Origin of the sequence: Variovorax sp. SRS16 (assembly GCF_901827165.1) — a bacterium.
Classification (GTDB): domain Bacteria; phylum Pseudomonadota; class Gammaproteobacteria; order Burkholderiales; family Burkholderiaceae_C; genus Variovorax.
In genome coordinates this window covers 2872986-2899890 of sequence record NZ_LR594666.1, presented here as the reverse complement: position 1 = coordinate 2899890, position 26905 = coordinate 2872986, and the positions used below count along the sequence as shown (strand labels likewise).

Genomic DNA, 26905 nt, shown 5'->3' with positions numbered 1-26905 from the left:
TTGATCGACTGGTATTTCGGTGCGCCGCGGCGCGCGTTGGCGCTGATCTGCGCCGCCTGCGTGGCGATGCTCGCCTTCGGGCTGTATCTGCAACATGTGGTGGGCCTGGAGCCGTGCCCGATGTGCGTCGTGCAGCGTTATGCGCTGGTGCTGCTGGCGGTTTTCGCCGGGCTGGCGTCCACGAGCCGCCGTCGCGGCTTGCAGTGGACGGGCGCCTTGCTTGCACTGGTCATGGCCGTCGGCGGCGCCTACACCGCTGCGCGCCAGAGCTGGCTGCAATGGCATCCGCCGGAAGTGGTGAGCTGCGGCCGCGACATCTACGGAATGATCGAGACCTTTCCGTTGCAGCGCGCCTTGCCGATGATCTTCCGCGGCAGCGGAGACTGCTCCAAGATCGACTGGACCCTGTTCGGCCTGTCGATCGCGAACTGGTCCTTCATTGCCTTCACGGTGCTGGGCCTGCTGCTCCTCGTGCTGCTGCTGCGCCGCGCAGGTCAGAGCGGCAAGGTGTCGAAGGCGGCATAGGCCGTCGCCAGCCAGCCCTTCACGCGCTGGCGCTCCAGCAGCCCGAGCGCGTGCGGGCCTTCGCGGTCGTTCACCGCCTTCCAGAAGCTGGTGTTGCGCCCGTCGATCTTGCGCATGCTGGCGTCGTGCAGGCGCGGCAGTGCAATGACGCGGGCGCCGTTCGTGATCGCCTTGCTGAGCGACTGCGAGCCGAGCAGCAGCGCGAAGTCGTTGCCGCGGCCGTAGTTCTGCACCACGATGTAGTTGGGCCGGTTGCCGAAGGTGTCGACCAGCGTGCCGAGCAGGTCGCTCGAATCCTTGCCGTCGTCGAGCACGTGCCAGAAGTTGACCGCCACGCCGAGTTCGGCGAACACGTCGAACAGGTCCGACTCCTTGATCCATCGCGACAGCGGTGCCAGCGTCTGCGCCGCGAGGTCGACGATCACGCTTTGATGGGGATTGGCCTCGAAGCCGTTCACCACCGTGTCGAGGCCCTCGAAACTGTCGACCACCACCTGCGAGGCGAAGCCTTCGTAGAAGCGGGTGAACGAGTTGTGCGAGCGGTCGGTGTCGAAGCCGACGAAGGGCCGGCTGTGGTCGATGAAGTACTGCGCCAGAACCCGTGCCGTGACCGACTTGCCGACACCGCCCTTTTCGCCGCCGATGAAATTGATCGAACTCATGGAATTCCTCGGAGAGAGTGGGATGGAAAAGTGCGAAGCATTCTAGGTGCGGCGCCGCGCACGGCCTACCTCGGCACCATCGAGAAGAAAGGTCCGAGGCTGCCGAGAAACCAGTTCTGGCCGAAATCGAGCGCCGCACGGCGGTACTTCTCGTCGGCCTGCGCGGCCAGCAGATCGAGGCGCGCCACCACCTTGGAGAGCTCGCGGTCGACCACCAGGTTGCGGCCGCGCTCGCTGATCTCCGTGGCCAGCAGCAAGGGCTGGCCGTCCGGGCCGGTCTTGGAGCCGATGAGCCAGAGCGAGATCTCGACATTGCGCGCGGCCCGGTAGCTGTTCTCGGCATTCACGCCGTCGAGCATGCTCTGCTCCCAGGTGCCGCCGTTGGCCTGCTTGAGCAGTGACGCCCAGCCGACCACCAGCGCCGCGACGCGGTCGCCCGCATAGGGCTTCGGCTGGGTCTCGAAAGCCATGCGGATCGCGTCGATGCCGGTCGCACCCTGCAGGTCGGGCAGGGAGCTCTGTTGCGAGATGGCGGCCCAGGTGCGTTGAATGGCATCTTCCGCGCTCGCGGCCCATTTGTGCCATTCGCGCGGGTTGCGGCGATAGAGCGACAGCTGCACCCGGCGGATCGATTGCAGGTTGTCACGCAGCGCGAGGTTGGCGATGCGGTTGGCGCTGGTCTGGATCCATTCGTTGCCGGCGTAGGGTTGCGCGCGCTCCGTCGTCGTGCAGGCTGCAAGGCCCAACAGCATCGCGGCCGCGCCGAACAGCAGCGCGCGATGCCACACGCGAGGAGAAACGGGGAAATCGCTCATGGGCCGCACGTTATCATCGTCGCCTCGGGTGTCGGCCGGTCTTCGGGCTACGGGCCGCTGAATTTTTCTTACAAATCAACACCTTGGCAAAAGCCAGGCTCAAGGCCGACCCGTCGTGCGTCTCAATTCCATCAAGCTCTCCGGCTTCAAGTCCTTCGCCGAACCCACCAACTTCCTGCTGCCCGGTCAACTCGTCGGCGTCGTCGGGCCCAACGGTTGCGGCAAGTCGAACATCATGGATGCGGTGCGCTGGGTGCTCGGCGAATCGCGCGCCTCGGAGCTGCGCGGCGAGTCGATGCAGGACGTCATCTTCAACGGCACGACCACGCGCAAGCAGGCCAGCCGTTCGAGCGTCGAGCTGGTGTTCGACAACGCCGACCACCGGGCCGGCGGCCAGTGGTCGCAGTTCGCCGAGATCGCGGTCCGGCGCGTGCTCACGCGCGACGGCAATTCGAGCTACTACATCAACAACCAGCCGGTGCGCCGGCGCGACGTGCAGGACGTGTTCCTCGGCACCGGCCTCGGCCCGCGCGCCTACGCGATCATCGGCCAGGGCACGATCAGCCGGATCATCGAATCCAAGCCCGAGGAGCTGCGCCTCTTCCTCGAAGAAGCCGCCGGCGTGTCGAAGTACAAGGAGCGCCGCCGCGAGACCGAGAACCGCCTGGGCGACACGCGCGAGAACCTCACGCGCGTCGAGGACATCCTGCGCGAGCTCAACAGCAACCTCGAGAAGCTCGAGAAGCAGGCCGAGGTCGCCGCGCGCTACAACACGCTGCAGGGCGATGCCACGCGCAAGCAGCACCAGCTCTGGTTCCTGAAGCGCAGCGAAAGCGAAGCCGACCAGGGCAAGATCAAGGCCGACGCCGAGAAGGCGATCAACGACCTCGAATCGCGCACCGCCGACCTGCGCCACATCGAAGCCGAACTCGAAACCGTGCGCCAGGCACACTACGCCGCCGGCGACCAGGTCAACCAGGCGCAGGGCAAGCTCTACGAGGCCAGTGCCGAGGTCGGGCGGCTCGAGGGCGAGATCCGCTTCGTGGTCGAGGGCCGCCAGCGCGTCGAGCAGCGCCTCGGCCAGCTGCGCGAGCAGATCGCGCAATGGAGCACGCGCCGCGAGGATGCCGAGGCCGAGATCGAAACCCTGGCCGGCCAGGGCGTCAATGCCGAAGAGCAGGCCGAGCTGCTGGCCGCGCAGCTCGAAGAGCACGACGCCCGCATGCCCGAGCTCGAAGAGGCGCAGCAGCGCGCGCAGGACGAGGCCAATGCGCAGCGCGCCACGGTCGCCCAAGTGCAGCAGCAGATCCAGGTGCTGGCCGCCGATCAACGCAACATCGAAGACCAGAGCCGGCAGCTCACGCTGCGCGCCGAACGCCTGCGCAGCGACCAGAGCGCGCTTGCCGCCCCCGACGAAACCCGCCTGCGCGATCTGCAGGCGCAACTGGCCGCGGCGCAGGAAGCCTCCATCGAAGCCGATGCCCGCCTGCACGAGCTCCAGGAAGCCGTGCCGCAGCTCGACGACGACCGCCGCAACCGCCAGCAGGCCGTCAACACCGAAGGCGCGCGCCATGCCGAACTCTCGGCACGACTGGAAGCGCTGCGCGCGCTGCAGGAAAAGGTCAAGACCGACGGCAAGCTCGCGCCCTGGCTGGCCAAGCACGGCCTCGAAAGCCTGCAAGGCCTGTGGAGCCGCATCCACATCGAGCAGGGCTGGGAGAACGCACTCGAATCCGCATTGCGCGAGCGCCTGGGCGCGCTCGAGGTCAGCCGGCTCGACATGGTCCGTGCCTTCGGCGGCGATGCACCGCCGGCCAAGCTGGCCTTCTACACGCCGCCAGTGGCGGGCCTGCCGCAAGCGCCCAGCGCCTTGCCGCGCCTGTCGGATCTGCTGCGCCTCGGCGATGCCGGACAACAGGCCTTGCTGGCCGAATGGCTGCATGGCTGCCACACCGCCGCGACGCTCGAAGAGGCGCTGGCCCAGCGCGACAAGCTGCAGCCCGGCGAGGTGATCTACGTCCAGAGCGGCCATGCCGTCACCGCGCACAGCGTGAGCTTCTACGCGCAGGATTCCGAGCAGGCCGGCCTCCTGGCGCGCCAGCAGGAAATGGAGAACCTCGAGCGCCAGCTGCGCGCCCAGACGCTGATCAGCGAAGAGTCGCGCACCGCGCTGGCGCGCGCCGAGGCCGCGTACGGCGATGCGGCTCAGCGGCTCGTCACGGCGCGCCGCGAAGCGGCCGAGACACAGTCGCGTGCGCATGAGCTCCAGGTCGAGACGCTGCGCCTGTCTCAATTGGCCGAGCAGACCCGCGCGCGCAGCGAGCAGCTGTCCTCTGACCTCGGTGAAGTCGACGCCCAGCTCGAAGAGCTGCAGGAAAAGCGCGTCGCCGCCGAAAGCCGCTTCGAAGAACTCGACATGCAGCTGGCCGACAGCCAGGAGCGCCATGCGCAGCTCGACGAGCGCGTGATCGAGGCCGCCCGCCTGCTGGCCGCCAGCCGCGATCAGCATCGCAGCCTCGAGCGCCAGGCCCAGGAGGCCACCTTCGCCCAGCGCACGCTCGAAGCGCGGCGCGGCGAACTCGGCCGCGCCATCGAGACCGCCGTGCAGCAGACCACCTCGCTCACCGAAGAGGACGAACGCGCGCGTGCCGAACTGGGCCGCCTGTCCGACGCAGCCGCACAGGCCGGCCTCCAGGATGCGCTGGCGCTCAAGCTCGAACGCGAAACTGCGCTCGGCGGCTCGCGCAGCCAGTACGACGATCTCACGCTCAAGCTGCGCGCCAGCGACGAACGGCGCCTGCAGCTCGAGCGCGAACTCGATCCGCTGCGCCAGCGCATCACCGATTTCCAGCTCAAGGAACAGGCTGCGCGCCTGGGCTTCGAGCAGTACCAGCAATTGCTGGCCGATGCGCAGGCCGATCTCGAAGCGGTCGCGCTGTCGATCGAGACCGACAAGGTGCGGCTCGGCGGCCTACAAAGCGAGATCGACCGCCTGAACCGCGAGGTCGCTTCGCTCGGTGCGGTCAACCTCGCCGCGCTCGACGAACTCGCCGTGGCCAGCGAGCGCAAGACCTTCCTCGACGCCCAGTCGGCCGACCTGAACGAGGCGATCACCACGCTCGAGGACGCGATCCGCAAGATCGACGCCGAAACCCGCGACCTGCTGGGCGGCACCTTCAAGATCGTCAACGAGCACTTCAGCCGCATGTTCCCCGAGCTCTTCGGCGGCGGCAATGCGCGGCTCATGATGACCGGCGACGAGATCCTCGATTCGGGCGTGCAGGTCATGGCGCAGCCGCCGGGCAAGAAGAACCAGACCATCCATCTGCTCTCGGGCGGCGAGAAGGCGCTGACGGCCATCGCGCTCGTGTTCGCGATCTTCCAGCTCAATCCGGCACCTTTCTGCCTGTTGGACGAGGTGGATGCGCCGCTGGACGATGCCAACACCGAGCGCTATGCCAAACTCGTGACCGCCATGAGCCGCGAAACCCAGTTCCTCTTCATCAGCCACAACAAGATCGCGATGGAGATGGCCGAACAGCTGATCGGCGTGACCATGCAGGAACAGGGTGTGTCACGCATCGTGGCGGTCGACATGGAAGCTGCGGTGTCCATGGTCGAAGCCGCTTGAACAGGGACATGGACCGCGCATGAGCAGCCTCACCGTCGCGCTGGCGATCCTCGGCGGCCTCGTGCTGGCCGCAGTCGTCGGCTTCAACACGTGGATGTCGCGTCGCAACGAGCCGCGCCAGCCCGATGTGCGAGACAGCGAAGCGCCCGACACTGTTCGGGCGGAGTCGACGCAGGACCAGGAACCGGTGCTGCATGTCGAGCCGCAATTGATGCACGGCACCGAGCGGCACGAGCCGCTGTTCGACCCCGACCTGCCGGCGCCCAGCGCGTTGCCCATGCCGACGGCCGAGCGGCGCGGCGGGCTCGATCCGTTGATCGACGTGATCGCGCCGGTGTCGCTCGATGGCCTCGCCTCGGGCGATGCGGCCATTGCGGCCATGCCGGCCACGCGGCGCGCCGGCAGCAAGCCGGTTGCGATCGAGGGCCTCAACGAACACACAGGCGAATGGGAACTGCCGGCGCCGGGTCAGCGCTACGGTGCCTTCCAGGTCGGCGTGCAACTGGCCAATCGCACCGGCGCGCTCAACGAGATCGAGTACTCCGAATTCGTCGTCAAGGCCCAGGCCTTTGCCGATGCGCTCAACGGCGCGCCCGAGTTTCCCGAGATGCTGGACGAGGTGGCGCGCGCCCGCGAGCTCGATCAGTTCGCGAGTTCGCACGATGCGCAGCTGAGTTTCGTGCTGCGCGCGCTGCATGCGGCATGGAGTCCCGGCTACGTGCAGCAGAACGCAGCGCGCCTGGGCTTCGTGGCGGGCATCATTCCGGGCCGCATGGTGCTGCCCGCGGGCGAGATCGGCCTGCCGCCGATCCTGGGCCTGTCCTTCGACACGCAGGCCGCGCTGGCCGACGATCCGGCGCAGTCGGCGATCCGCGAACTCGCGCTGAGCCTCGACGTGCCGCAGGTCGATCGCGGCGAGCGGCCCTTCGAGCGCATGCGCGAGGCCGCGGCCACGCTGGCGCGCGAGATGGACGGCGTCGTGACCGACAGCGATGGCCAGCTGCTGCGCGACGACACGATGGACGTGATCGGTGCGGATCTCGAGCAGCTTTATGACACGCTGGATACGCGCGATCTCTCGGCCGGCTCACCGCTGGCGCGGCGCTTGTTCAGCTAAGCTGTCCGGCTTGTTCAGGAGACTTTCATGACAACGCGAGAGAAGGCGGCTCGCGAGGCGGCTGCATTGGCTGAACAGCTGCACCACCACGCGCATCTCTACTACGTGCTCGATGCGCCCGAATTGCCCGATGCCGAGTACGACAAGCTGTTCCAGCGCCTGCAAGCCATCGAAGCGGAATACCCCGAGCTGCGCACGCCCGATTCACCCACGCAGCGCGTCGGCGGCAAGCCGCTCGACGGCTTCGTCAAGGTGCGCCACAAGGTGCCGATGCTGTCGATCCGCACCGAGACCGACATCACGCCCGCGGGCGCGAGCGCCTTCGATGCGCGGGTGCGCAAGGAGCTCGGCCTGGCGGAGGACGCGCCGCAGGTCGAGTACGTGTGCGAGCTCAAGTTCGACGGCCTGGCCATCAATCTGCGCTACGAGCACGGCGTGCTGGTCCAGGCCGCGACGCGCGGCGACGGCGAGATCGGCGAAGAGGTGACACAGAACATTCGCACGATGCAGCAGATCCCCCTGCGCCTGCATGGCGAGGCTTCGGCGCTGCCGCCGGTGGTCGAGGTGCGCGGCGAGGTCTACATGCGGCGCGACGACTTCGAGAAGCTCAACGAGCGGCAGCGCGAGAAGATCGCTGCCGGCCAGAAGAACGAGAAGGTCTTCGTGAACCCGCGCAATGCCGCGGCCGGCGCTGTGCGCCAGCTGGATCCGGCGATCGCGGCCGACCGGCCCCTGAGCTTCTTCGCCTACGGCCTCGGCGAGGTCACGCCGCCGGAGCAGGGCGGGCCGGACTGCGCGACGCAATTCGACTGGCTGACCCAGTTCGATATCTGGGGCTTTCCGGTTTCGACGAAGAGAACGCGCGCCCGTGGCGCGAGCGAGCTGATCGAGTTCCACGAGACGATGGGACGTGAGCGCGATACCTTGCCCTATGACATCGATGGAGTCGTCTACAAGGTCGACAGCCTCGAGCTGCAGCGGCAACTCGGCTTCGTCTCGCGCGAGCCGCGATGGGCCGTCGCGCACAAATACCCGGCGCAGGAGGCGATGACGCGCGTGCTGGGCATCGACGTGCAGGTCGGGCGGACCGGCAAGCTGACGCCGGTCGCGCGGCTGGACCCGGTATTCGTGGGCGGCACCACGGTGGCTAACGTGACGCTTCACAACCTGTTCGACATCCGGCGCAAGAAGGTGCGCGTGGGTGACATGGTCATCGTGCGGCGAGCGGGCGACGTCATTCCCGAAGTGGTGGGCATCGTGGGCGATTCGCGTCAGTCCTATGTTCCGAACTTTCGCATGCCGCGTCACTGTCCGATCTGCGAAAGCGACGTCGTGCGCGAGCGGGGCGAAGTCAATCACCGTTGCACGGGCGGCCTCTTCTGCGCGGCCCAGCGCAAGGAAGCCATCCTTCATTTCGCCGCGCGGCGTGCACTCGACATCGAAGGCCTCGGCGACAAGCTGGTCGAGCAGCTGGTCGATGCCGACCTGATCCGGACCTTGCCCGATCTCTACAAGCTCGGCTTCACCACGCTGGCAGGCCTGGACCGCATGGCCGACAAGTCGGCCAAGAACATCGTCGATGCGCTCGAGGCGTCGAAGAAGACCACGTTGCCGCGCTTCCTGTTCGGCCTCGGCATCCGCCATGTCGGCGAGAGCACCGCGAAAGACCTGGCCAAGCACTTCGGCACGCTGGACGCGATCATGGATGCCAGCGAGGAGCATCTGCTGGAGGTCAACGACGTCGGGCCGGTGGTAGCGAAGAGCCTGCGCACCTTCTTCGATCAGCCGCACAACCGCGAGGTGGTCGAGCAGCTGCGCGCCTGCGGCGTGCACTGGGAAGAGGGCGAGCCGGCCGCGCGCATCCCGAAGCCGCTGGCGGGCAAGACCTTCGTCATCACCGGTACTCTTCCTACGCTCAGCCGCGACGAAGCGAAGGACAAACTGGAATCGGCCGGCGCCAAGGTGGCGGGCTCGGTGAGCAAGAAGACCGACTATGTGGTGGCGGGAGAGGACGCCGGCAGCAAGCTCGACAAGGCGCGCGATCTTGGCGTGGCCGTGATCGACGAGGCGCGCATGCTGGAGATTCTTCGGAGCGGACTCTGAGCGTCGCACCTGTCTTTACCGGACGTTACGCAGGCTTCACACGTGCGCGGTCAACAGCGCCTACAACCGTCCGTTGAAAGAACCAGGAGTCCATCATGAACAGAATTCGTCTACTCGGTACTTGCATTGCGCTCGGCGGCGTCGCCGTCCTGAGCGGCTGCGTCGCGGTCCCCGCGGGGCCGGCTTACGGCGGGGCGGTCTATTCGGGTGGACCCGTGTATTCGGAACCCTACTACGACCCGGCGCCCGTCGTGGTGTCGCCGCCCTCGGTGTACATCGAAGGCGGCGGCTATTACGGACGGCCCGGCTACTACGGGCGCCCGGGCTATTACGGCAGGCCGGGTTACTACGGCCCCCATCCCGGCTTCGTGCCGCGCCCGGGCGTCGGGCCACGTCCGGGCGTGGGGCCGAGGCCGGGCTTCCCGCGTGGCGGTGTAGCACCCGGTGCAGGCGCGGGCGGCCTGCGGTTGCCACCCACGGGCATGCCGCGTGGCGGCGGTCAGCACGGCGACGGACCCTGACCCCACGGCCGACCGCGTGATGGGGCCATCGCGATAATCCCGCCATGGCCATTCGCGAAATTCTCAAGATGGGCGACCCGCGCTTGCTGCGCATCGCGCAGCCCGTCGCCGCCTTCGACACTGACGAGCTTCATCTGCTGGTGCGCGACATGTTCGAGACCATGCAGGCCGTCCACGGCGCGGGGCTCGCGGCGCCGCAGATCGGCGTCGACCAGCAGCTCGTGATCTTCGGCACCGACGCCGTCAATCCGCGCTATCCGGATGCGCCACTGGTGCCGCGCACCGTGCTGCTCAATCCCGTCATCACGCCGCTGGGCGACGAGGAGGAAGAGGGCTGGGAAGGCTGCCTGTCGGTGCCCGGCCTGCGCGGCGTCGTGCCGCGCTTCGCGCACATCCGCTACACCGGCTTCGATCCTTATGGCGATCCCGTCGACCGCACCGTCGAGGGCTTCCATGCCCGCGTGGTGCAGCACGAGGTCGATCATCTGCTGGGCAAGCTCTACCCGATGCGGGTGCGCGATTTCTCACGCTTCGGCTACACCGAGATCCTGTTTCCGGGCCTCGATGCGAGCGAGGACGATTGAGAGCAATTGGCCGGCGCAGCCGGGCCCCTTCGGGAAACACCGCGGGTCCGGCTCTGCCGGTCCGCAGGTGTTGCCCCTGCAAGGGGGTGGGCGGCCACACGAAGTGGGCAAGCCTGGGGGTTAGTTCAGTCTTCCGCTGCCGCCGCCGATGCTGAAGCGGCCCGCGCCGAGGAAGGTGATTGCCAAGGCGGCGAACAGGTAGAGGCCTTCCAGTTCCAGCACCCAGCCGCCGCTCTTGCCGAGCGACCACAGGTTGTTGCCATGGACGAGCCAGAAGGTGAACAGCATGTTGATCACGACGATCCACGCCGCCGGCCGCGTGTAGAGGCCGATGATCAGCAGCACCGGCGCGACGATCTCGCCCACATAGACAAGATAGGCGACGGCACCCGGAAGGCCCTGGCCGGCCAGCATGCCGGAGATGCCGGCGACGCCGGTATGGAGCTTGGCAATGCCGTGCAGCAGAAGCAGGACGCCCAGCGTGACGCGCAGAACGAGTTTGCCTGTGTCGTCGGAACGGATCATGTCGAATCGCCTTTCTTGTTTGAAGGCGCGATTGTGGTCGAAGCCGGCGGCGTTTGCCGGAATGAGCTTCCAACTGCTGGTTCTTTGGCAGAGTCCGGGGCGCCACCGTAAACTGCCCGCTGCCGTCAATTCCCAGAGGAACCCGAGAATGAACAACCAACGCATCCGACCCGCACTGGCCGCCGCAGCCGCCGCCCTGGCCTTCGTCGCCGCCCCCGCCTTCGCCGGCAAGACGCTCGACGCGGTCAAGCAGCGCGGCACCGTCAAGTGCGGCGTGACCAACGGCGTCGCCGGTTTCTCGGCGCCTGACACGCAGGGCAACTGGTCGGGTCTGGACGTCGACACCTGCCGTGCCGTCGCGGCCGCGGTGCTGGGTGATGCGAAGAAGGTCGATTTCGTGCCGCTCAATTCGCAGCAGCGCTTCTCGGCCCTGCAGGCCGGCGAGGTCGACATCCTCGCGCGCAACACCACCTGGAACCTGACGCGCGATGCCTCGCTCGGCTTCAACTTCACCACCATCACCTACTACGACGGCCAGGGCTTCCTGGTGCCGAAGAAGCTCAAGGTGACCAGCGCCAAACAGCTCAAGAACGCCACCATCTGCACGCAGTCCGGCACCACCAACGAGAAGAACGTCGCCGACTACTTCAAGGCGCAGAACATCCCAGTCAAGACGGTGGTGTTCGAAAGCTTCGAGGCCTCGTTCAAGGCCTTCTTCGCGGGCCGCTGCCAGGCCTTCACGACCGACTCCTCGGCGCTCGCAGGCCTGCGCAACAAGGAAGCGCCGAATCCGGATGACTACGTGATCCTGCCCGAGCTGATCTCCAAGGAGCCGCTCGCGCCGCTGGTGCGCCGCGGCGACGATGAGTGGTTCGCCATCGTCAAGTGGGTGCCCAACGCGCTGATCGAGGCCGAAGAGGCCGGCATCACGCAGGCCAACATCGACGACCTCAAGGCCAACAGCAAGGACCCGGCGCAGCAGCGCCTGGTCGGCAGCGGCGACGATCTGGGCAAGCTGCTCGGACTGGACAAGGACTGGTCGTACCGCGCGATCAAGGCGGTGGGCAACTACGGCGAGATCTTCGAGCGCAACGTCGGTCCGAAGTCGGTGCTCAAGCTGCCGCGCGGCGCGAACAATCTCTGGAGCAAGGGCGGCCTGATGTACGGATTGCCCGTCAGATGAGTCGGCCGGCGCCGGGCGGGCGTCGTGCCGTCTGGCTCGCCTGGGCGGTGCAGGCCCTGTTGCTGGCGGCCGTGCTGGGCGGCGTGCTCTGGCTGGGCCACCATGCGCTGGAGGTGCTGCGCGCACGCGGCGTGCGCTCGGGCTTCGACTTTCTGCTGCAGTCGGCCGGCTTCGAGATCTCCGAAGGCTGGCTCGACTTCGACGCCAGCCAGCCTTTCTGGCGCGCATTCCTCGCCGGGCTGATCAACACCATTCGCGCCTCCATTCCCGCGGCGGTGATCGCCGTCGTGTTCGGCACGTTGCTGGGCATCGGCCGGCTGGCGCCGCACGTGCTGGTGCGCGGCATCTGCGCGGCCTACGTGGAGACGGTGCGCAACGTGCCGTTGCTGGTGCAACTGCTGATGCTGTACTTCGCACTCACGCAGCTGCTGCCCGATTCGACCGAACCGCTCGAACTCGCGCCCAGCTTCTGGCTGAGCAAGGGCGGCCTGTCGATGCCCTGGCCCGTGGCCGGCGAAGGCGGCTTCTGGCCCACGCATTTCGACTGGCCCGAACGTGGCAGTTTCAACGTCAGCGGCGGTGCGGCGCTGAGCCCGGAATACCTGGCCGTGGTGATCGCGCTCGCGCTCTACACGGCCGCTTTCGTGGCTGAGATCGTGCGCGCCGGCATCGCGTCGGTCTCGCAAGGCCAGAAACTGGCAGCGCAGGCGCTCGGGCTTTCGCCGCGCCAGCAGCTGCGCATCGTGGTGATGCCGCAGGCCCTGCGCGTGATCGTGCCGGCACTGACCAACCAGTTGCTGAGCCTGACCAAGAATTCCTCGCTCGCGGTCGCGGTGGGCTACCCCGAGCTGGTCTCCATCGCCAACACCTCGCTCAACTCGACCGGCCGTGCCTTCGAATGCATCGCGGTGATCATGGCGGTGTACCTGCTGATGTCGTTGCTGATTTCTGGGGCGATGAACCGCTACAACGCGCGTGTCGCGCTGCGAGGGTGGCAATGAACCGCACGGTGCGGCCGGCCATCGAGTGGCGCAGGGACCTCTGGGGTTCGCCGCTGCGGGCGCTCGCGACGCTGGTGCTGGCACTGCTCATCGTATGGGTGGCCCTGCACGCGCTCGACTGGGGCGTGGTGCACGCCGTGTTCCGCCCCGATGCCGAAGCCTGCCGCGCGTTGCGGCATGGCGCCTGCTGGGGTGTGATCGCGGAGAAGTGGCGACCCTTCCTGTTCGGCCGCTATCCCTATGAAGACCAATGGCGCCCGGCGATCGCGGTCGGCGTGCTGTCGGCGACCACCATGCTGAGTGCCTGGCCGCGCAGCTGGCGCGTCTGGCTGCTGCCGCTGTGGGTCGTCGTGCTCGCGCTGTTCGTGGTGCTGATGCGCGGCGGCGTGCTCGGCCTGGCCATGGTGCCGACCAGCCGCTGGGGTGGCCTGCCGCTTACGATCGGGCTCGCGGTGGTCGGGCTGGCGCTCGCGTTTCCGCTGTCGCTGCTGCTGGCGCTGGGCCGGCGTTCGCAATGGCCGGTGGCGCGCACGCTCAGCGCCACCTACATCGAGCTGGTGCGGGGCGTGCCGCTGATCTCGGTGCTGTTCATGGCCTCGTTCCTGCTGCCGCTGCTGTGGCCCGCGAGCTGGCAGCCGGACGTGCTGGTGCGCGTGCTGGCCGGCCTTGCGCTGTTCGTCGCGGCCTACCTGGCGGAGATCATCCGCGGCGGCCTGCAGGCCGTGCCGCGCGGCCAGATCGATGCCGCGATGGCACTCGGCTTCGGCCGCTGGGCGGTGCAGCGCGACATCGTGCTGCCGCAGGCGCTGCGACTGGTCGTTCCGGCAATTACCAACACCGTCGTCGGAACCCTGAAGGACACCTCGCTGGTGACCGTGGTCGGCCTCTTCGAACTGACCGGCGCGCTGGGGCTGGCCCTCGGCGGCGATCCGACATGGCGGCCGTTCTACCTCGAGGGCTACCTGTTCCTGGCGCTGGTGTATTGGGTGATGTGCTTCGGGTTGGCGAGGTACGCCGGGTGGCTGGAGCGGCGACTCGCTGCCGGCAGGGACTAGCGACGCTCAGGCCGCCAGCGCCTCGAGCAGTTCGGTCTCGATCGCCAGCTGCGCGCGCTGCCCCTGCAATTCCGGTCCGCTGATCAGGAAGGTGTCCTCGACCCGTTCGCCGAGCGTCGTCACCTTCGCGAGCTGAAGATTCAGATGATGCCGCGCCAGCACGCGTGCGACCGAATACAAGAGGCCGGTGCGATCGCTGGCCGAGATGTTGAGCAGCCAGCGCTGCGCCTTCTCGTCGGGCAGGAGGCTGATGCGCGGCTTGATCGGAAAACTCCGCACCCGGCGCGAGACGCGGCCCTTGCTCGGCGGCGGCAGCGGGCCGGCTTCGCCGAGCGTTTTCGCCAGCCCGGTCTCGACCATGCTGATCAGGTCGCGATAATGCTCGGGGATGAAGGTCGCGACGACCTGGAAGGTGTCCAGCGCATAGCCGTTGCTCGCGGTGTGGACCTTGGCATCCAGGATGCTGAACGAGGCCTGGTCGAAGTAGCCGCAGATGCGTGCGAACAAGTCGGGCTGATCGGGCGTGTACACGACCACCTGCAGGCCTTCGCCCACCGGCGACAGCCGGGCGCGCACCAGGGCCGGCGCATGCGGATCGACCGGTATGCCGCGCGGCGGCACGTGGCGCGACAGCTGCTTGGTGTGCCACGCGATCTCCGACGCATCGTGCCGCATGAAGTAGCCGACGTCGAGCGTCTCCCACAGCGCCTTGTGCGCCTCGAAGGGTTGCGCATACAGCGCCAGCTGGATCAGCGCGTCGCGCTTGCGCGCCTCGACCTCGGCGCCGGGATCCGGCATGCGTCCGCCCAGCGCGCGCAGCGTCGATCGGTAGAGGTCTTCGAGCAGCTTGCCCTTCCAGGCATTCCACACGCGCGGCGAGGTGCCCCGGATGTCGGCGATGGTCAGCAGGTACAGCGCCGTCAGGTAGCGCTCGTTGCCCACGCGTTTGGCGAAGGCGCCGATCACCTCCGGGTCGCTCAGGTCCTGCTTCTGCGCGACCTGGCTCATCACCAGGTGCTCGGCCACCAGGCACTCGATCAGCCGGCTGTCCTCGCGCTCGATCTCGTGCTGGCGGCAGAAGCGCCGCACGTCGCGCGCACCGAGCTCGGAGTGGTCGCCGCCACGGCCCTTGGCGATGTCGTGGAACAACGCGGCGACGTACAGGATCCACGGCTTGTCCCAGCCCGCGGCGAGCTGCGAGCAGAACGGATACTCGTGCGCATGCTCGGCGATGAAGAAGCGCCGCACATTGCGCAGCACCATCAGGATGTGCTGGTCGACCGTGTAGACGTGGAACAGGTCGTGCTGCATCTGCCCGACGATGCTGCGGAACACGCGCAGGTAGCGCCCCAGCACCGAGGTCTGGTTCATGAGCCTGAGCGCATGCGTGATGCCGCGCGGCTCCAGCAGCATGCGCATGAAGGTCATGTGGTTCACGCGGTCGTTGCGGAACTTGCTGTCCATCACGTGGCGCGCGTTGTAGAGCGCGCGCAGCGTGCGCGGCGCGAGGCCGTTGACGCCGATCGTCTTCTGGTAGAGCAGGAAGGTCTCGAGGATCGCGTGCGGATCCTTCAGGTAGAGATCGTCGCTCGCCACCTCGATCAGCCCGGCCTTCTCGAAGAAGCGGTCGTTGATGCGCGTCGCTTCCTCGGCCTGCGGCTGCAGGCGTTCGGCGATGTTGAGCAGCAGGATCTGCGTGAGCTGCGACACCGCCTTGGCGGCCCAGTAGTAGCGGCGCATCAGCGCTTCGCTCGCCCTGCGCTGGGACTCGCCGGCATAGCCGAAGCTGGCGGCGACGGCGGTCTGCAGGTCGAACACCAGCCGGTCCTCGCGGCGGTTGGCGATCACGTGCAGGCGCGCTCGGATCAGGCTCAGCAGCGCCTCGTTGCGCTTGATCTGCTGCACCTCGAAGGGCGTGGCCAGGCCGGACTTCGCGAGGTCGTCCCAGCGGTTGCCGAAGCCCGCGGCCTTGCTCATCCACAGGATGGTCTGCAGGTCGCGCAGGCCGCCGGGCGATTCCTTGCAGTTGGGTTCGAGCGCATAGGGCGTGCTGTCGAACTTCTGGTGGCGGTGCCGCATCTCCTGCGACTTGGCGGCGTAGAAGGCTTGCGGGTCGATGGCAGCGAGGAAGCGCTTGCGAAATCCCGCATAGAGCCGCTTGTCTCCGACCACGAGCCGCGATTCGAGCAGCGAGGTCTGGACCGTGACGTCCTTCGAGGCCTCGGCCAGGCATTCATCGACCGTGCGCACGCTGGAGCCGATCTCGAGGCCCGCATCCCAGCACTGGCCGATGAAGGCTTCGAGCCGCTCGGGCGCGATGTCGGCCGCATGATCGTCGGGCAGCAGCAGCAGCACGTCGACATCCGAATAGGGGAACAGCTCGCCGCGCCCGAAGCCGCCGACCGCGACCAGCGCGAACGCGTGCGCGAATCCGGCCTCGGCCCACAGTGCGCCCAGCGTTTCATCGGCCAGCGCCGACAGCTGCCGCAATGCGGTGTGGACGCTGCGCGTCGGCGCGCGCGCGCTGCGCAACTGGTCGAACAGCGCGAGCTTGCGCGCGCGATAGGCGTCACGCAGCGACGGGATGTCGACCATGATGGCAGCCACGGGCGGCCGATACGGCGTCAGGCCGCGGCGCTGACGAAAGCGGGCGGCGGAGGGCTGCCGGCGGACAGCGTGAGCACCTCGTAGCCGGTCTCGGTGACCAGGACCGTGTGCTCCCATTGCGCCGACAGCGAATGGTCGCGCGTGACGATGGTCCAGCCGTCGTACTGGCCGCCCTTGGCGTCTTCCTTGATGTCGCGCTTGCCGGCGTTGATCATCGGCTCGATGGTGAAGGTCATGCCGGGCTTGAGTTCTTCCAGCGTGCCGGGCTTGCCGTAGTGCAGCACCTGCGGCTCCTCGTGGAAGCCGCGGCCGATGCCGTGGCCGCAGAACTCGCGCACCACCGAGAAGCCGTTGCTCTCGGCAAAGCGCTGGATCGCGAAGCCGATGTCGCCCAGGTGGATGCCGGGCCTGACCTTGACGATGCCGTGCCACATGGCTTCGTAGGTGAAGGCGCACAGGCGCTTGGCTGCGATCGAGGCGTCGCCGACCACGAACATGCGGCTGGTGTCGCCGTGCCAGCCGTCCTTGATGACGGTGATGTCGCAGTTGACGATGTCGCCCTTCTTGAGCGGCTTGTCGTTCGGGATGCCGTGGCACACCACGTGGTTGACGGAGGTGCAGATCGACTTGGGGTAGGGCGTGCTGCTGGCGCCCATGTAGTTGAGCGGCGCCGGGATCGCGCCCTGGACCTGCGTGATGTACTCGTGCGCGAGCTTGTCGATCTGGTTGGTGGTCACGCCGGGCTGGATGTGCGGGGTCAGGTAGTCCAGCACCTCGGACGCGAGGCGGCACGCGACGCGCATGCCGGCCACGCCTTCGGCGTCTTTGTAGGTAATGCTCATGCCCCGAATTATCCCATCGAGCCCGTTAAACTTCAGGGTTATCGCGGATGGCCCCAGTCAGCGGCCGCCGCCTCATTGCTTGACTCCCAACGCGGCCTGCCGGCCGATCCGAACGTGACGTTGCCCGTGAACCCGTCTGCCCATCCCGTCGTCCCCGTGGTGACCTTCTTCGAGGGCGGCAGCGCACTCAGCGATTTCCGGGCGCGCCAGCTGCTGCCGCGCCTTTCGGCCATCGAGCCGCGCATCGAAGGCATCGGCGCCCGCCACGTCCACCTGGTGGTGACCGACGCGGCGCTCGCGGATGCGGACCGCGCGCGCTTCGAGGCGCTGCTGAGCTACGGCGAACCCTTAGCCGCGCCCGGAAAGGCCGGTCCGACGGTCGTGGTCACCCCGCGCCTGGGCACGGTGTCGCCCTGGGCCTCGAAGGCGACCGACATCGCCCACAACTGCGGCCTCGCGCTGCGCCGTGTCGAACGTGTGACGCAGTACCACCTGGTGCTCAAGGCGCCCCTGCTGGACAAGGCCTTCGGCAAGTCGCCGACGCTCGAAGGAGACCAACTGGCCGCCGTCGCAGCGCTGCTGCACGACCGCATGACCGAGTCCGTGCTGGCCACGCTCGACCAGGCCGCCAGCCTGTTCGCCGAGCTGCCGGCGCAGCCGATGGCGCAGGTCGACGTGCAGGGCGGCGGCCGCGCGGCGCTGGTGGCGGCCAACACCACCTTCGGCCTGGCGCTGGCCGAGGACGAGATCGACTACCTGGTCGACGCCTTCACCCGCATCGGCCGCAATCCGAGCGACGTCGAGCTGATGATGTTCGCGCAGGCCAACAGCGAACACTGCCGGCACAAGATCTTCAACGCCGATTTCATCGTCGACGGCGTGGCGCAGCCGCAGAGCCTGTTCTCGATGATCCGCCACACCGAGCGCCAGAACCCGCAGCACACGGTGATCGCTTATTCCGACAACGCCTCCGTCATGGAGGGCACGCAGATCGAGCGCTTCGTCGCTGCCTCCGGATCGGGCCGCTATGGCAAGGCGCAGGCCCACAGCCACGTGCTGATGAAGGTCGAGACCCACAACCATCCGACCGCCATCTCGCCCTTTCCGGGCGCCTCGACCGGCGCCGGCGGCGAGATCCGCGACGAGGGCGCGACCGGCCGCGGCTCGAAACCCAAGGCCGGCCTGACCGGCTTCACCGTGTCGACGCTGTGGCCCGCCGAGAACGGCTTCGGCAAGCCCGCGCACATCGCGAGCCCGCTGCAGATCATGACCGAGGGGCCGCTCGGCGGCGCCGCCTTCAACAACGAATTCGGCCGGCCGAACCTGCTGGGCTATTTCCGCGAGTACGAGCAGTCGATCGTGAGCGACGTCGATACCTTGCAGCGCGGCTATCACAAGCCCATCATGATCGCCGGCGGCCTGGGCAGCATCGATGCGACGCAGACAAAGAAGATCCGCTTTCCGGCCGGCGCCTTGCTGATCCAGCTCGGCGGCCCTGGCATGCGCATCGGCATGGGCGGCAGCGCCGCCAGCTCGATGGCCACGGGCGCCAATGCGGCCGAACTCGATTTCGATTCGGTGCAGCGCGGCAACCCGGAGATCGAGCGGCGTGCGCAGGAGGTCATCAACCACTGCTGGCAGCAGGGCGACGCGAACCCGATCCTGGCGATCCACGACGTCGGCGCGGGCGGCCTGTCGAATGCATTCCCCGAACTCACCAACGACGCCGGCCGCGGCGCACGTTTCGACCTGCGCGCGGTGCCGCTCGAGGAGTCGGGCATGGCGCCCAAGGAGGTCTGGTGCAACGAGAGCCAGGAGCGCTACGTGCTGGCGATCGCGCCGGATTCGCTCGCGCAGTTCCGCGCGTTCTGCGAGCGCGAGCGCTGCCCGTTCGCGGTCGTCGGCGTTGCGACCGAAGCGCGGCAGTTGGTCGTGGCGGAGGGCGTGCCCCTCACCCCAACCCTCTCCCCGGAGGGGAGAGGGAGCCAGACGGACCTTCCCCCTCTCCCTCCGGGAGAGGGTTGGGGTGAGGGCAAGCCGGCCGTCGACATGCCCATGGACGTTCTCCTCGGCAAACCCCCGAAGATGCTGCGCGACGTCACGACCCTCGCGCGCCGCTTCAAGCCGCTGGACCTGACCGGCGTCGACTTGCAGAAGGCTGCGATCGACGTGCTGTCTCATCCCACGGTCGCTTCCAAGCGCTTCCTCATCACCATCGGCGACCGCACGGTCGGCGGCCTCAGTCACCGCGACCAGATGGTCGGCCCGTGGCAGGTGCCGGTGGCGGACTGTGCGGTGACCCTGGCCGACTACGCGGGCTTCGCCGGCGAGGCGATGAGCATGGGGGAACGCACGCCGCTGGCCGCCATCGACGCGCCGGCCTCGGGCCGCATGGCGGTGGGCGAGGCCATCACCAATCTGCTGGCAGCGCCGATCGAACTCTCGCGCGTCAAGCTTTCGGCCAACTGGATGGCCGCCTGCGGCGAACCGGGCGAGGACGCGGCGCTCTACGAAACCGTCAAGGCCGTCGGCCTCGAACTGTGCCCGGCGCTCGGCGTGTCGATCCCGGTCGGCAAGGACTCGTTGTCGATGCGCACTCAGTGGCAGGACGATGGCGTGCAGAAGAAAGTCACCTCGCCCGTGAGCCTGATCGTGAGTGCCTTCGCCACGCTGGCCGACGTGCGGGGCACGCTCACGCCGCAGCTCGATGCCGTCGAGCCCGACACCACGCTGGTGCTGGTCGACCTCGGCCGCGGCCGGCAGCGCATGGCGGCCAGCATCCTGGCGCAGACCCTGGGCCAGAGCGGCGACGTGGTGCCCGACCTCGACCATCCCGAAGACCTGGTGAATCTCGTGGCCGCGGTGAACGCGCTGCGCGCCGAGGGCAAGCTCCTCGCGCTGCACGACCGCAGCGACGGTGGCCTGTTCGCCGCCGCCTGCGAGATGGCCTTTGCCGGCCACGTGGGCGTGGCCCTCAACGTCGACATGCTCGTGACCGAAGGCGACGGCATCAGCGACAGCCGCGCCGAATACGGCGACGCCAAGAACTGGGCCGGGCAAGTCAGCGCGCGGCGCGAGGAACTCACGCTCAAGGCGCTTTTCAACGAAGAATTGGGCATGTTGCTGCAGGTGCGCACCGCCGAGCGCAACGAGGTCATGCAGACCTTGCGCGCGCACGGCCTGAGCACCCACAGCCATTTCGTCGGCAAGACCCGGCCGGCCAGTTCCGCGATGGATGCGGGCAAGGGCAAGCTCGAGGTCTGGCGCGATGCCAAGGCGGTCTTCAGCGCCAGCCTGCACGACCTGCACCAAGTGTGGGACGCGGTGAGCTGGAAGATCTGCCGCGAGCGCGACAACCCCGCCTGCGCCGATGCCGAGCACGCGGCCGCCGGCGATCCGGTCGATCCCGGCGCGCACGTGCTGCTGGCGCCGGGCGCCACCGACGACGTCGCCGCGCCCTTCCTGAACCTGGCCCGGCCCAGGGTCGCGATCCTGCGCGAGCAGGGCGTCAACTCGCATGTCGAGATGGCCTATGCGTTTGCCGAGGCGGGCTTCGAATCCTTCGACGTTCACATGACCGACCTGCAGACGGGCAGGGCGGACCTGGCCGACTTCAAGGGCGTGGTCGCCTGCGGCGGCTTCAGCTACGGCGACACGCTGGGCGCCGGCATCGGCTGGGCGCGCAGCATCACCTTCAATCCGAGGCTGGCCGATCAGTTCGCGCGCTTCTTCGGCCGCGGCGACACCTTCGGGCTCGGCGTCTGCAACGGCTGCCAGATGTTTGCCGAACTGGCCGACATCATCCCGGGCGCCGAGGCCTGGCCGCGCTTCACTACCAACCAGAGCGAGCGTTTCGAGGCGCGGCTGGCGATGGTCGAGGTGCTCGACTCACCAAGCCTCTTCTTCGCCGGCATGGCCGGCAGCCGCCTGCCGATCGCGGTGGCGCATGGCGAGGGTTATGCCGACTTCCGGCGTCGCGGCGATCCGGCCCGGGCCATTGCCGCGATGCGCTTCGTCGACAACCACGGCCAGCCGACCGAGGCCTATCCCTTCAACCCGAACGGCAGCGCCGGCGGCCTCACTGCGGTGACCACGTCCGACGGCCGCTTCACCGCGACCATGCCGCATCCCGAACGCGTGTTCCGCAATGTCCAGATGAGCTGGACTTCGGGCGACAAGAGCGAGTTCAGCCCGTGGATGCGGATCTGGCGCAACGCAAGAAAGTGGGTGGGCTGAGAACTGCAGCTCCGACGCCAATGAGAAAGCGGCCCATGGGCCGCTTTCTTGTTCCAGAAACACCGCGGATCCGGCTCCGCCGGTCCGCCGGTGTTGCCCCCAGCAGGGGGAAGGCGGCCACACGAAGTGGGCAAGCCTGGGGGTTACTCTACTTTTGCTTTGGCGCGCAGCTCTTCCTGGTATTTCTGCAACTGCTGCTGCTGCAACTGCTGCACGATCTGCGGCTTGACTTCCTCGAGCTTGGGCATCTGCGCCTGGCGGATGTCGTCGACGCGGATGATGTGGTAGCCGAACTGCGACTTGACCGGCACGGTCGTGGTCTCGCCCTTCTTGAGCTTGATCATCGCTTCCGAGAACTCGGGCACGAAGCTGCCCGGTGCGGCCCAGTCGAGGTCGCCGCCGTTGGCGCCCGAACCCGGGTCCTTGCTCTGCTTCTTGGCGATGTCCTCGAACTTCGCGCCCTTCTTGAGGTCGGCCAGGATCTTCTTGGCCTGGTCCTCGGTCTCGACCAGGATGTGGCGTGCCTTGTATTCCTTGCCGCTGTTGGCGGCGGCGAACTTGTCGTACTCGGCCTTCACGTCGGCGTCCGAGATCGGGTTCTGCTTGCGGTAGTTGTCGAACAGCGTGCGGATCAGGATGGCCTGGCGTGCCAGCTCGAGCTGGTTCTTGTAGTCGTCGGTGGCATCGAGGCCTTGCTTTTGCGCTTCCTGCATGAAGACTTCACGCGCGATGACTTCTTCCTTCAGCTGCGGCTGCATCTCGGGCGTGACCGGCCGGCCGGCGCTGGCCAGCTGCTGGGCCAGCACGTCCATGCGCGCCTTGGGCACCGGCTTGCCGTTGACGACGGCGACGTTCTGCGCCAGCGCAGCGACCGGCAGCGCGCCGAAGAAAACGGCTGCGGCAATGCCTTGCAAGAGTTGTTTTTTCATGAGAAGACTCCGGGGGATGCGCGCCGTGGAAAAGCGCTGGAATGAAAAAGAGGGGAGTGGATGCGCCGCCCGCAATGGCGGCGGTGAGTCAAAGGAAGCGCTTCAAAGCGTCTCGATGGCAATCGCGTGAAGGCCCTGTGCGATGAAAACTTGCAGCGCATCATACACAAGCCGATGCCGCGCCACGCGGGCCTTTCCGGCGAACAGCGGCGAGGCGACGCGGACCCGGAAATGGGTGCCCCAGCCTTGCGGGCCGGCGCCCGCATGGCCGGCGTGTGCGGCGCTTTCGTCGATCACTTCGAGCAGCGTGGGTGCAAGCGCATCGCGCAGGCGCCCCTCGAGTTGGGTGGCGGTGGGCGGCATCATGCGGCCGGCTCGTCCGACTTGAGGTGGGGCGAGATGTAGAGGCCCTGCGCGACCAGGAAGACGATCGGGAACGCATAGCCCCAGAGCTTGAAATTGACCCAGGCCTCGGTGCTGAAATACGCCGCCACATAGCCGTTGACGACGGCCATGAAGAGGCAATACCCGATCCAGGCGACGTTGAGCCGACCCCAGATCTGCGCTGGCAATTCGAGTTGCGCGCCCAGCAGCATCTTGAGGAAATTCTTCCTGAATCCCCACAGCGCGACCGCCAGTGCCACGGCCATCGCGCCGTACAGCACCGTCGGCTTCCACTTGATGAAGCGGTCGTCGTGCAGCGCCAGCGTGAGCGCGCCGAAGAGCAGGATCAGCACCAGCGTCGCCTTCTGCATCGGCTCCAGTCGCCGGTGCATGAACCAGATGATCGCCATCTGCACGACCGTCGCGGCCATCAGCACGCCGGTCGCCATGTAGATGTCGTAGAGCTTGAACGCGCCGAAGAACAGCAGGATCGGAAAGAAGTCGAGGATCAGTTTCATGTGCCGTCCGAACCGCTTTTCTTCTGGAAATCGAGCGAGGCCGAGTTCATGCAGTAGCGCAGGCCGGTCTCGGTCGGGCCGTCGGGAAACACGTGGCCCAGATGGGCGCCGCAGTTGGCGCAGACGTTCTCGGTGCGCGTCATGCCGAGCGAACGGTCGACGATGTTCCTGATCGCGCCGGGCACGGCCTCCTGCGAGAAGCTGGGCCAGCCGCAGCCGGCATCGAACTTGGTGGCCGACTCGAACAGCTTGGCGCCGCAGCAGATGCAGTGGTAGGTGCCGTCTTCCCAGTGGGCTTCGTACTTGCCGGTGAAGGGACGTTCGGTGGCCGCGTGGCGCGTGACCTCGAAGGCGCCGCGCTCGGCGCCTTTCTCGGCCAGCAGCGCCTTCCATTCGGCATCGGTTCGGGGCAGGGGTGCGGTCATGATGAGCAGCTGATCTCGATGGTGGAAGCCCAGTCGGGCGGGAAGCCGGCGAAAGCCTCGTGGCCGGCATGTTCTTCAAATGGGGATTCGAGCAGCCTGAGCAAGGTGGCGACGCCCGAGAAGTCTTTTTGCAGCGCCGATTCGATCGCCTGCTGGCCCAGGTGGTTCCGCAGCACGAACTTCGGATTGGTCCGGCGCATGAGCTCGGCGGCCAGCTCCGATGGCGTCTGGGCTCGCCGCTCTGAAAAGGATAGCAGCCAGGCGTCGAGCCCGGCCCGGTCGAGGAACAGGTCGCGCACCGGCTCCGGATTGCCGTCCGCCACGGAGGCCGACAGCCTGCGCCAGAAGATCGTGTAGTCGACCTTTTCCTTGGCCAGCAGCTTGAGCGCGTCCTCGATCAGCACGCGGTCAGCAGGGGCCGAATCCGCGAGCCCGAGCTTGGCCCGCATGCGGGCCTCGAAGGCGTCCGGGAACACGGTCCGGTACGACGCCAGCGCAGCGAGCGCGATCTCCTGGTCGCCGATCAGCGGCAGCAGCGCCTGGGCCAGGCAATGCAGGTTCCAGTAGGCCACGTTGGGCTGCTGGTTGAAGGCATAGCGGCCGGCGGTGTCGCTGTGGTTGCAGATGTGGCGCGGATCGAAGCCGTCGAGGAACTGGAACGGCCCGTAGTCGATGGTGAGGCCGAGGATGCTCATGTTGTCGGTGTTCATCACGCCATGGCAGAAGCCGATCGCCTGCCATTGCGCGAGCAGGGCGGCGGTGCGCTCGCTCACCGCTTCGAGCAGCGCGGCATAGGCGTTGCCGTCGAAGCGGGACGTGGTGCGGCAGGCCGGATAGAAGTGGTCGATGACGTGATCGGCCAGGGTCCGCAATTCGGCGTCGCGCCCGTTGGCCGCGAAATGCTCGAAGTGGCCGAAGCGGATGAAGCTGGGCGCGGCGCGCGTGACGACGGCCGCGGTCTCGATCTCCTCGCGCCGCACGCGCGCATCCGAACCCGTCACGCACAGCGCGCGCGTGGTCGGGATGCCGAGCGCATGCATGGCCTCGCTGCACAGGAACTCGCGGATGCTGGAGCGCAGCACCGCGCGGCCGTCGCCCATGCGCGAATAGGGCGTCAGGCCCGCGCCCTTCAACTGCAGCTCCCAGCCGCTGCGCATCTCGCCCAGCAGGATGGCACGGCCGTCGCCCAGCTGCCCGGCCCAGACACCGAACTGGTGCCCGCTGTAGACGCTGGCCAGCGGATCGCTGCCGGGCGGGAGTTCGTTGCCGGTGAAGACTTCGAGCGCCTCGGCCGAGGCGAACCATCCGGCATCCAGACCGAGCTCGCGCGCCAGGCCTTCGCTGCGGCCGACCCAGTAGGGCTCCGGCAATGGCGTCGGCTGCAGCCGCGTGTAGAACGCCGGACCCAGGGTCGCGAAGCGGTGGTTCCACTGAAGGCCGGTGTCGGCCGCCAGCGCAGCCTCTGAAATCAGGGTCATGCCCCCGATTGTCCGGCACTTCGAAAGGCCGCACCGCGGGCATTCCCCCATCGCCCGCTTGCTGCGCTGCGCAATACTGATGGCAACGCTTTTTTACCAATTCGAGGAGTTTTCGCGATGCTGGGTTTGATGCAGGACCAACCGCTCTTGATCTCGTCGCTGATCGAGTTCGCGGAGCGCCATCATGGCGATGCCGAGATCGTCTCGCGGCGTGTCGAAGGAGACATTCACCGTACCACCTGGCGCCAGATCGCCGCGCGCTCGCGGCAGGTCGCCAACGCCCTGGACGACGAGCAGCTGCTGTTCAGCGACCGGGTCGCGACACTGGCGTGGAACGGCTACCGCCACGTCGAGATCTACTACGGCGTGAGCGGCACCGGCCGCGTGCTGCACACCATCAACCCGCGCCTGCATCCCGACCAGATCGCCTGGATCGCCAACCATGCCGAAGACCAGATCCTCTGCTTCGACCTGAGCTTCCTGCCGATCGTCCAGGCCATGCATGCCAAGTGCACCACCATCCGCAAGTGGATCGCGCTGTGCGATGCCGACAAGCTGCCGGCCGACAGCGGCGTGCCCAATCTGGTCAGTTACGAGGCCTGGATGGGCCAGCGTTCCACCACCTACGCCTGGCCGAGCTTCGACGAGAATTCCGCCTCCAGCATGTGCTACACGAGCGGCACCACCGGCAATCCCAAGGCCGCGCTCTACAGCCATCGCTCGACGCTGCTGCATGCCTATGCCGCCGCCCTGCCCGACGTGATGTGCCTGTCGGCGCGCGATTCGGTGCTGCCGGTGGTGCCGATGTTCCACGTCAACGCCTGGGGCATTCCGTACTCGGCCGCGCTGGTCGGCGCCAAGCTCGTGTTTCCGGGTCCGGCGCTCGACGGCAAATCGGTGTTCGACCTGATCGAGTCCGAGAAGGTCACCTTTGCCGCCGGCGTGCCGACGGTCTGGCAGATGATGCTCGGCCACATGCAGGCCAACGAGCTGAAGTTCTCGACCTTGAAGCGCACGGTGATCGGCGGCTCGGCCTGTCCGCCGGCCATGATCAACACCTTCCAGCAGGTTTATGGCGTCGAGGTGCTGCATGCCTGGGGCATGACCGAGATGTCCCCGCTCGGCACGCTGTGCACGCTCAAGAACAAGCACCTCGGCCTGCCGCAGGCGCAGCAGACCGCGATCCGCATGAAGCAGGGCCGGGCGATCTTCGGTGTCGACATGAAGATCGTCGACGGCGAGGGCGAGGAGCTGCCCTGGGACGGCAAGGCCTACGGCGACCTGCTGGTCAAGGGCCCGTGGATCGTCAAGGAATACTTCAAGGGCGAAGGCGGCGATCCGCTGATCCCCGACGACCAGGGCCGAGGCTGGTTCCCCACCGGCGACGTCGCCACCATCGATGCCGACGGCTACCTGCAGATCACCGACCGCAGCAAGGACGTGATCAAGTCCGGCGGCGAATGGATCAGCTCGATCGACATCGAGAACATCGCCGTCGCCCATCCGGCGGTCGCGATGGCGGCGTGCATCGGCGTGGCGCATCCGAAGTGGGACGAGCGCCCGATCGTCGTCGTGGTGAAGAAGCCCGGCGCGCAAGTCACGCGCGACGAACTGCTGGCTTTCTACCAGGGCAAGACCGCCAAGTGGCAGATCCCGGACGACGTGGTGTTCGTCGAATCGATCCCGCTCGGCGCGACCGGCAAGATCCTCAAGACCCGGCTGCGCGAGCAGTTGCGCGACTACAAGCTGCCGGGCGTCTGAGAA

At 67.4% G+C, this 26905-nt stretch carries 21 protein-coding genes; 11 read left to right on the top strand and 10 right to left on the bottom strand.

The annotated features are described in order from the left end of the window. Window positions 1-525 (top strand): disulfide bond formation protein B, encoded by a 525-nt coding sequence (locus E5P2_RS14045; RefSeq protein WP_162567755.1) that lies wholly within the window; start codon window positions 1-3, stop codon window positions 523-525. On the opposite strand, the gene E5P2_RS14040 is transcribed toward E5P2_RS14045, so the two are convergent. Together E5P2_RS14040 and E5P2_RS14035 are read right to left on the bottom strand one after the other, a co-directional pair. Beyond that, complete coding sequence (locus tag E5P2_RS14040; RefSeq protein ID WP_162567754.1) at window positions 495-1187, bottom strand: mobilization protein; 693 nt, start codon at window positions 1185-1187, stop codon at window positions 495-497. The two genes, E5P2_RS14045 and E5P2_RS14040, sit on opposite strands and share 31 nt — an antisense overlap. A gap of 65 nt (window positions 1188-1252) precedes the next feature. Continuing rightward, a complete protein-coding gene (locus E5P2_RS14035; protein WP_162567753.1) occupies window positions 1253-2002 on the bottom strand; it encodes a hypothetical protein in 750 nt (249 codons plus the stop codon). A 115-nt stretch (window positions 2003-2117) separates the two neighbouring features. Between E5P2_RS14035 and smc the strand changes: the two genes are divergently transcribed. From smc to def, 5 genes are all read left to right on the top strand, one after another. Further along, entirely contained in the window at window positions 2118-5633 is a 3516-nt protein-coding gene (gene smc, locus E5P2_RS14030; RefSeq protein WP_162567752.1) for a chromosome segregation protein SMC, read from the top strand. A gap of 19 nt (window positions 5634-5652) precedes the next feature. Beyond that, window positions 5653-6750 carry a cell division protein ZipA C-terminal FtsZ-binding domain-containing protein gene (locus tag E5P2_RS14025; protein WP_162567751.1) on the top strand — a complete coding sequence of 366 codons (1098 nt, stop codon included), beginning with the start codon at window positions 5653-5655 and terminating at the stop codon, window positions 6748-6750. A 27-nt stretch (window positions 6751-6777) separates the two neighbouring features. After that, entirely contained in the window at window positions 6778-8853 is a 2076-nt protein-coding gene (ligA, locus tag E5P2_RS14020) for an NAD-dependent DNA ligase LigA (protein WP_162567750.1), read from the top strand. 95 nt (window positions 8854-8948) lie between these two features. Next, complete coding sequence (locus E5P2_RS14015; protein ID WP_162567749.1) at window positions 8949-9374, top strand: hypothetical protein; 426 nt, start codon at window positions 8949-8951, stop codon at window positions 9372-9374. A gap of 44 nt (window positions 9375-9418) precedes the next feature. Further along, on the top strand, window positions 9419-9958 hold the full coding sequence (gene def / locus E5P2_RS14010) for a peptide deformylase (RefSeq protein ID WP_162567748.1): 540 nt from the start codon (window positions 9419-9421) through the stop codon (window positions 9956-9958). 120 nt (window positions 9959-10078) lie between these two features. On the opposite strand, the gene E5P2_RS14005 is transcribed toward def, so the two are convergent. Continuing rightward, window positions 10079-10483, bottom strand: a complete 405-nt coding sequence (locus E5P2_RS14005) for a DoxX family protein (RefSeq protein WP_162567747.1) — start codon at window positions 10481-10483, stop codon at window positions 10079-10081. Window positions 10484-10631: 148 nt separating this feature from the next. Here E5P2_RS14005 and E5P2_RS14000 point away from each other — a divergent pair, with 148 nt between their 5' ends. Genes E5P2_RS14000 through E5P2_RS13990 form a run of 3 tightly spaced genes read left to right on the top strand, consistent with a single transcriptional unit; the run spans window position 10632 to window position 13722 of the window. Further along, complete coding sequence (locus tag E5P2_RS14000; RefSeq protein WP_162567746.1) at window positions 10632-11666, top strand: amino acid ABC transporter substrate-binding protein; 1035 nt, start codon at window positions 10632-10634, stop codon at window positions 11664-11666. Then, a complete protein-coding gene (locus E5P2_RS13995) occupies window positions 11663-12667 on the top strand; it encodes an amino acid ABC transporter permease (RefSeq protein WP_162567745.1) in 1005 nt (334 codons plus the stop codon). The genes E5P2_RS14000 and E5P2_RS13995 overlap by 4 nt, the downstream gene beginning before the upstream one ends. Then, window positions 12664-13722 (top strand): amino acid ABC transporter permease, encoded by a 1059-nt coding sequence (locus E5P2_RS13990; protein ID WP_162567744.1) that lies wholly within the window; start codon window positions 12664-12666, stop codon window positions 13720-13722. The genes E5P2_RS13995 and E5P2_RS13990 overlap by 4 nt, the downstream gene beginning before the upstream one ends. A 6-nt stretch (window positions 13723-13728) precedes the next feature. Here the strand turns inward: E5P2_RS13990 and E5P2_RS13985 are convergent, their stop codons facing one another. Continuing rightward, window positions 13729-16317, bottom strand: a complete 2589-nt coding sequence (locus E5P2_RS13985) for a [protein-PII] uridylyltransferase (protein WP_162570491.1) — start codon at window positions 16315-16317, stop codon at window positions 13729-13731. 29 nt (window positions 16318-16346) lie between these two features. Next, on the bottom strand, window positions 16347-17171 hold the full coding sequence (gene map, locus E5P2_RS13980) for a type I methionyl aminopeptidase (RefSeq protein ID WP_162567743.1): 825 nt from the start codon (window positions 17169-17171) through the stop codon (window positions 16347-16349). Between the two features lie 126 nt (window positions 17172-17297). Between map and purL the strand changes: the two genes are divergently transcribed. Beyond that, window positions 17298-21407, top strand: a complete 4110-nt coding sequence (purL, locus tag E5P2_RS13975) for a phosphoribosylformylglycinamidine synthase (RefSeq protein WP_174262723.1) — start codon at window positions 17298-17300, stop codon at window positions 21405-21407. A gap of 143 nt (window positions 21408-21550) precedes the next feature. On the opposite strand, the gene E5P2_RS13970 is transcribed toward purL, so the two are convergent. The 5 genes from E5P2_RS13970 to E5P2_RS13950 form a co-directional block, all read right to left on the bottom strand. Beyond that, window positions 21551-22336, bottom strand: a complete 786-nt coding sequence (locus tag E5P2_RS13970; protein ID WP_162567742.1) for a foldase protein PrsA — start codon at window positions 22334-22336, stop codon at window positions 21551-21553. Window positions 22337-22438: 102 nt separating this feature from the next. After that, window positions 22439-22699 (bottom strand): BolA family protein, encoded by a 261-nt coding sequence (locus E5P2_RS13965; RefSeq protein WP_162570489.1) that lies wholly within the window; start codon window positions 22697-22699, stop codon window positions 22439-22441. Further along, window positions 22699-23238 carry a septation protein A gene (locus E5P2_RS13960; protein ID WP_162567741.1) on the bottom strand — a complete coding sequence of 180 codons (540 nt, stop codon included), beginning with the start codon at window positions 23236-23238 and terminating at the stop codon, window positions 22699-22701. Before E5P2_RS13960 ends, E5P2_RS13965 begins: the two co-directional genes overlap by 1 nt. Continuing rightward, window positions 23235-23663: a peptide-methionine (R)-S-oxide reductase MsrB gene (msrB, locus tag E5P2_RS13955; RefSeq protein ID WP_162567740.1), complete on the bottom strand. Its 429-nt coding sequence runs from the start codon at window positions 23661-23663 to the stop codon at window positions 23235-23237. The genes E5P2_RS13960 and msrB overlap by 4 nt, the downstream gene beginning before the upstream one ends. Further along, window positions 23660-25141, bottom strand: a complete 1482-nt coding sequence (locus tag E5P2_RS13950) for a protein adenylyltransferase SelO (RefSeq protein ID WP_162567739.1) — start codon at window positions 25139-25141, stop codon at window positions 23660-23662. The genes msrB and E5P2_RS13950 overlap by 4 nt, the downstream gene beginning before the upstream one ends. 117 nt (window positions 25142-25258) lie before the next feature. Between E5P2_RS13950 and E5P2_RS13945 the strand changes: the two genes are divergently transcribed. Next, a complete protein-coding gene (locus E5P2_RS13945; protein ID WP_162567738.1) occupies window positions 25259-26902 on the top strand; it encodes a 3-(methylthio)propionyl-CoA ligase in 1644 nt (547 codons plus the stop codon). Window positions 26903-26905: the final 3 nt, after the last annotated feature.

Excerpts from the sequence above, each read along its gene's own strand:
- E5P2_RS14040 (WP_162567754.1), bottom strand. The coding sequence starts at position 1,187 with ATGAGTTCGATCAATTTCATCGGCGGCGAAAAGGGCGGTGTCGGCAAG.
- E5P2_RS14035 (WP_162567753.1), bottom strand. The coding sequence starts at position 2,002 with ATGAGCGATTTCCCCGTTTCTCCTCGCGTGTGGCATCGCGCGCTGCTG.
- E5P2_RS14025 (WP_162567751.1), top strand. The coding sequence starts at position 5,653 with ATGAGCAGCCTCACCGTCGCGCTGGCGATCCTCGGCGGCCTCGTGCTG.
- ligA (WP_162567750.1), top strand. The coding sequence starts at position 6,778 with ATGACAACGCGAGAGAAGGCGGCTCGCGAGGCGGCTGCATTGGCTGAA.
- E5P2_RS14015 (WP_162567749.1), top strand. The coding sequence starts at position 8,949 with ATGAACAGAATTCGTCTACTCGGTACTTGCATTGCGCTCGGCGGCGTC.
- def (WP_162567748.1), top strand. The coding sequence starts at position 9,419 with ATGGCCATTCGCGAAATTCTCAAGATGGGCGACCCGCGCTTGCTGCGC.
- E5P2_RS14005 (WP_162567747.1), bottom strand. The coding sequence starts at position 10,483 with ATGATCCGTTCCGACGACACAGGCAAACTCGTTCTGCGCGTCACGCTG.
- E5P2_RS14000 (WP_162567746.1), top strand. The coding sequence starts at position 10,632 with ATGAACAACCAACGCATCCGACCCGCACTGGCCGCCGCAGCCGCCGCC.
- E5P2_RS13995 (WP_162567745.1), top strand. The coding sequence starts at position 11,663 with ATGAGTCGGCCGGCGCCGGGCGGGCGTCGTGCCGTCTGGCTCGCCTGG.
- E5P2_RS13990 (WP_162567744.1), top strand. The coding sequence starts at position 12,664 with ATGAACCGCACGGTGCGGCCGGCCATCGAGTGGCGCAGGGACCTCTGG.
- E5P2_RS13985 (WP_162570491.1), bottom strand. The coding sequence starts at position 16,317 with ATGGTCGACATCCCGTCGCTGCGTGACGCCTATCGCGCGCGCAAGCTC.
- map (WP_162567743.1), bottom strand. The coding sequence starts at position 17,171 with ATGAGCATTACCTACAAAGACGCCGAAGGCGTGGCCGGCATGCGCGTC.
- E5P2_RS13970 (WP_162567742.1), bottom strand. The coding sequence starts at position 22,336 with ATGAAAAAACAACTCTTGCAAGGCATTGCCGCAGCCGTTTTCTTCGGC.
- E5P2_RS13965 (WP_162570489.1), bottom strand. The coding sequence starts at position 22,699 with ATGCCGCCCACCGCCACCCAACTCGAGGGGCGCCTGCGCGATGCGCTT.
- E5P2_RS13960 (WP_162567741.1), bottom strand. The coding sequence starts at position 23,238 with ATGAAACTGATCCTCGACTTCTTTCCGATCCTGCTGTTCTTCGGCGCG.
- msrB (WP_162567740.1), bottom strand. The coding sequence starts at position 23,663 with ATGACCGCACCCCTGCCCCGAACCGATGCCGAATGGAAGGCGCTGCTG.
- E5P2_RS13950 (WP_162567739.1), bottom strand. The coding sequence starts at position 25,141 with ATGACCCTGATTTCAGAGGCTGCGCTGGCGGCCGACACCGGCCTTCAG.
- E5P2_RS13945 (WP_162567738.1), top strand. The coding sequence starts at position 25,259 with ATGCTGGGTTTGATGCAGGACCAACCGCTCTTGATCTCGTCGCTGATC.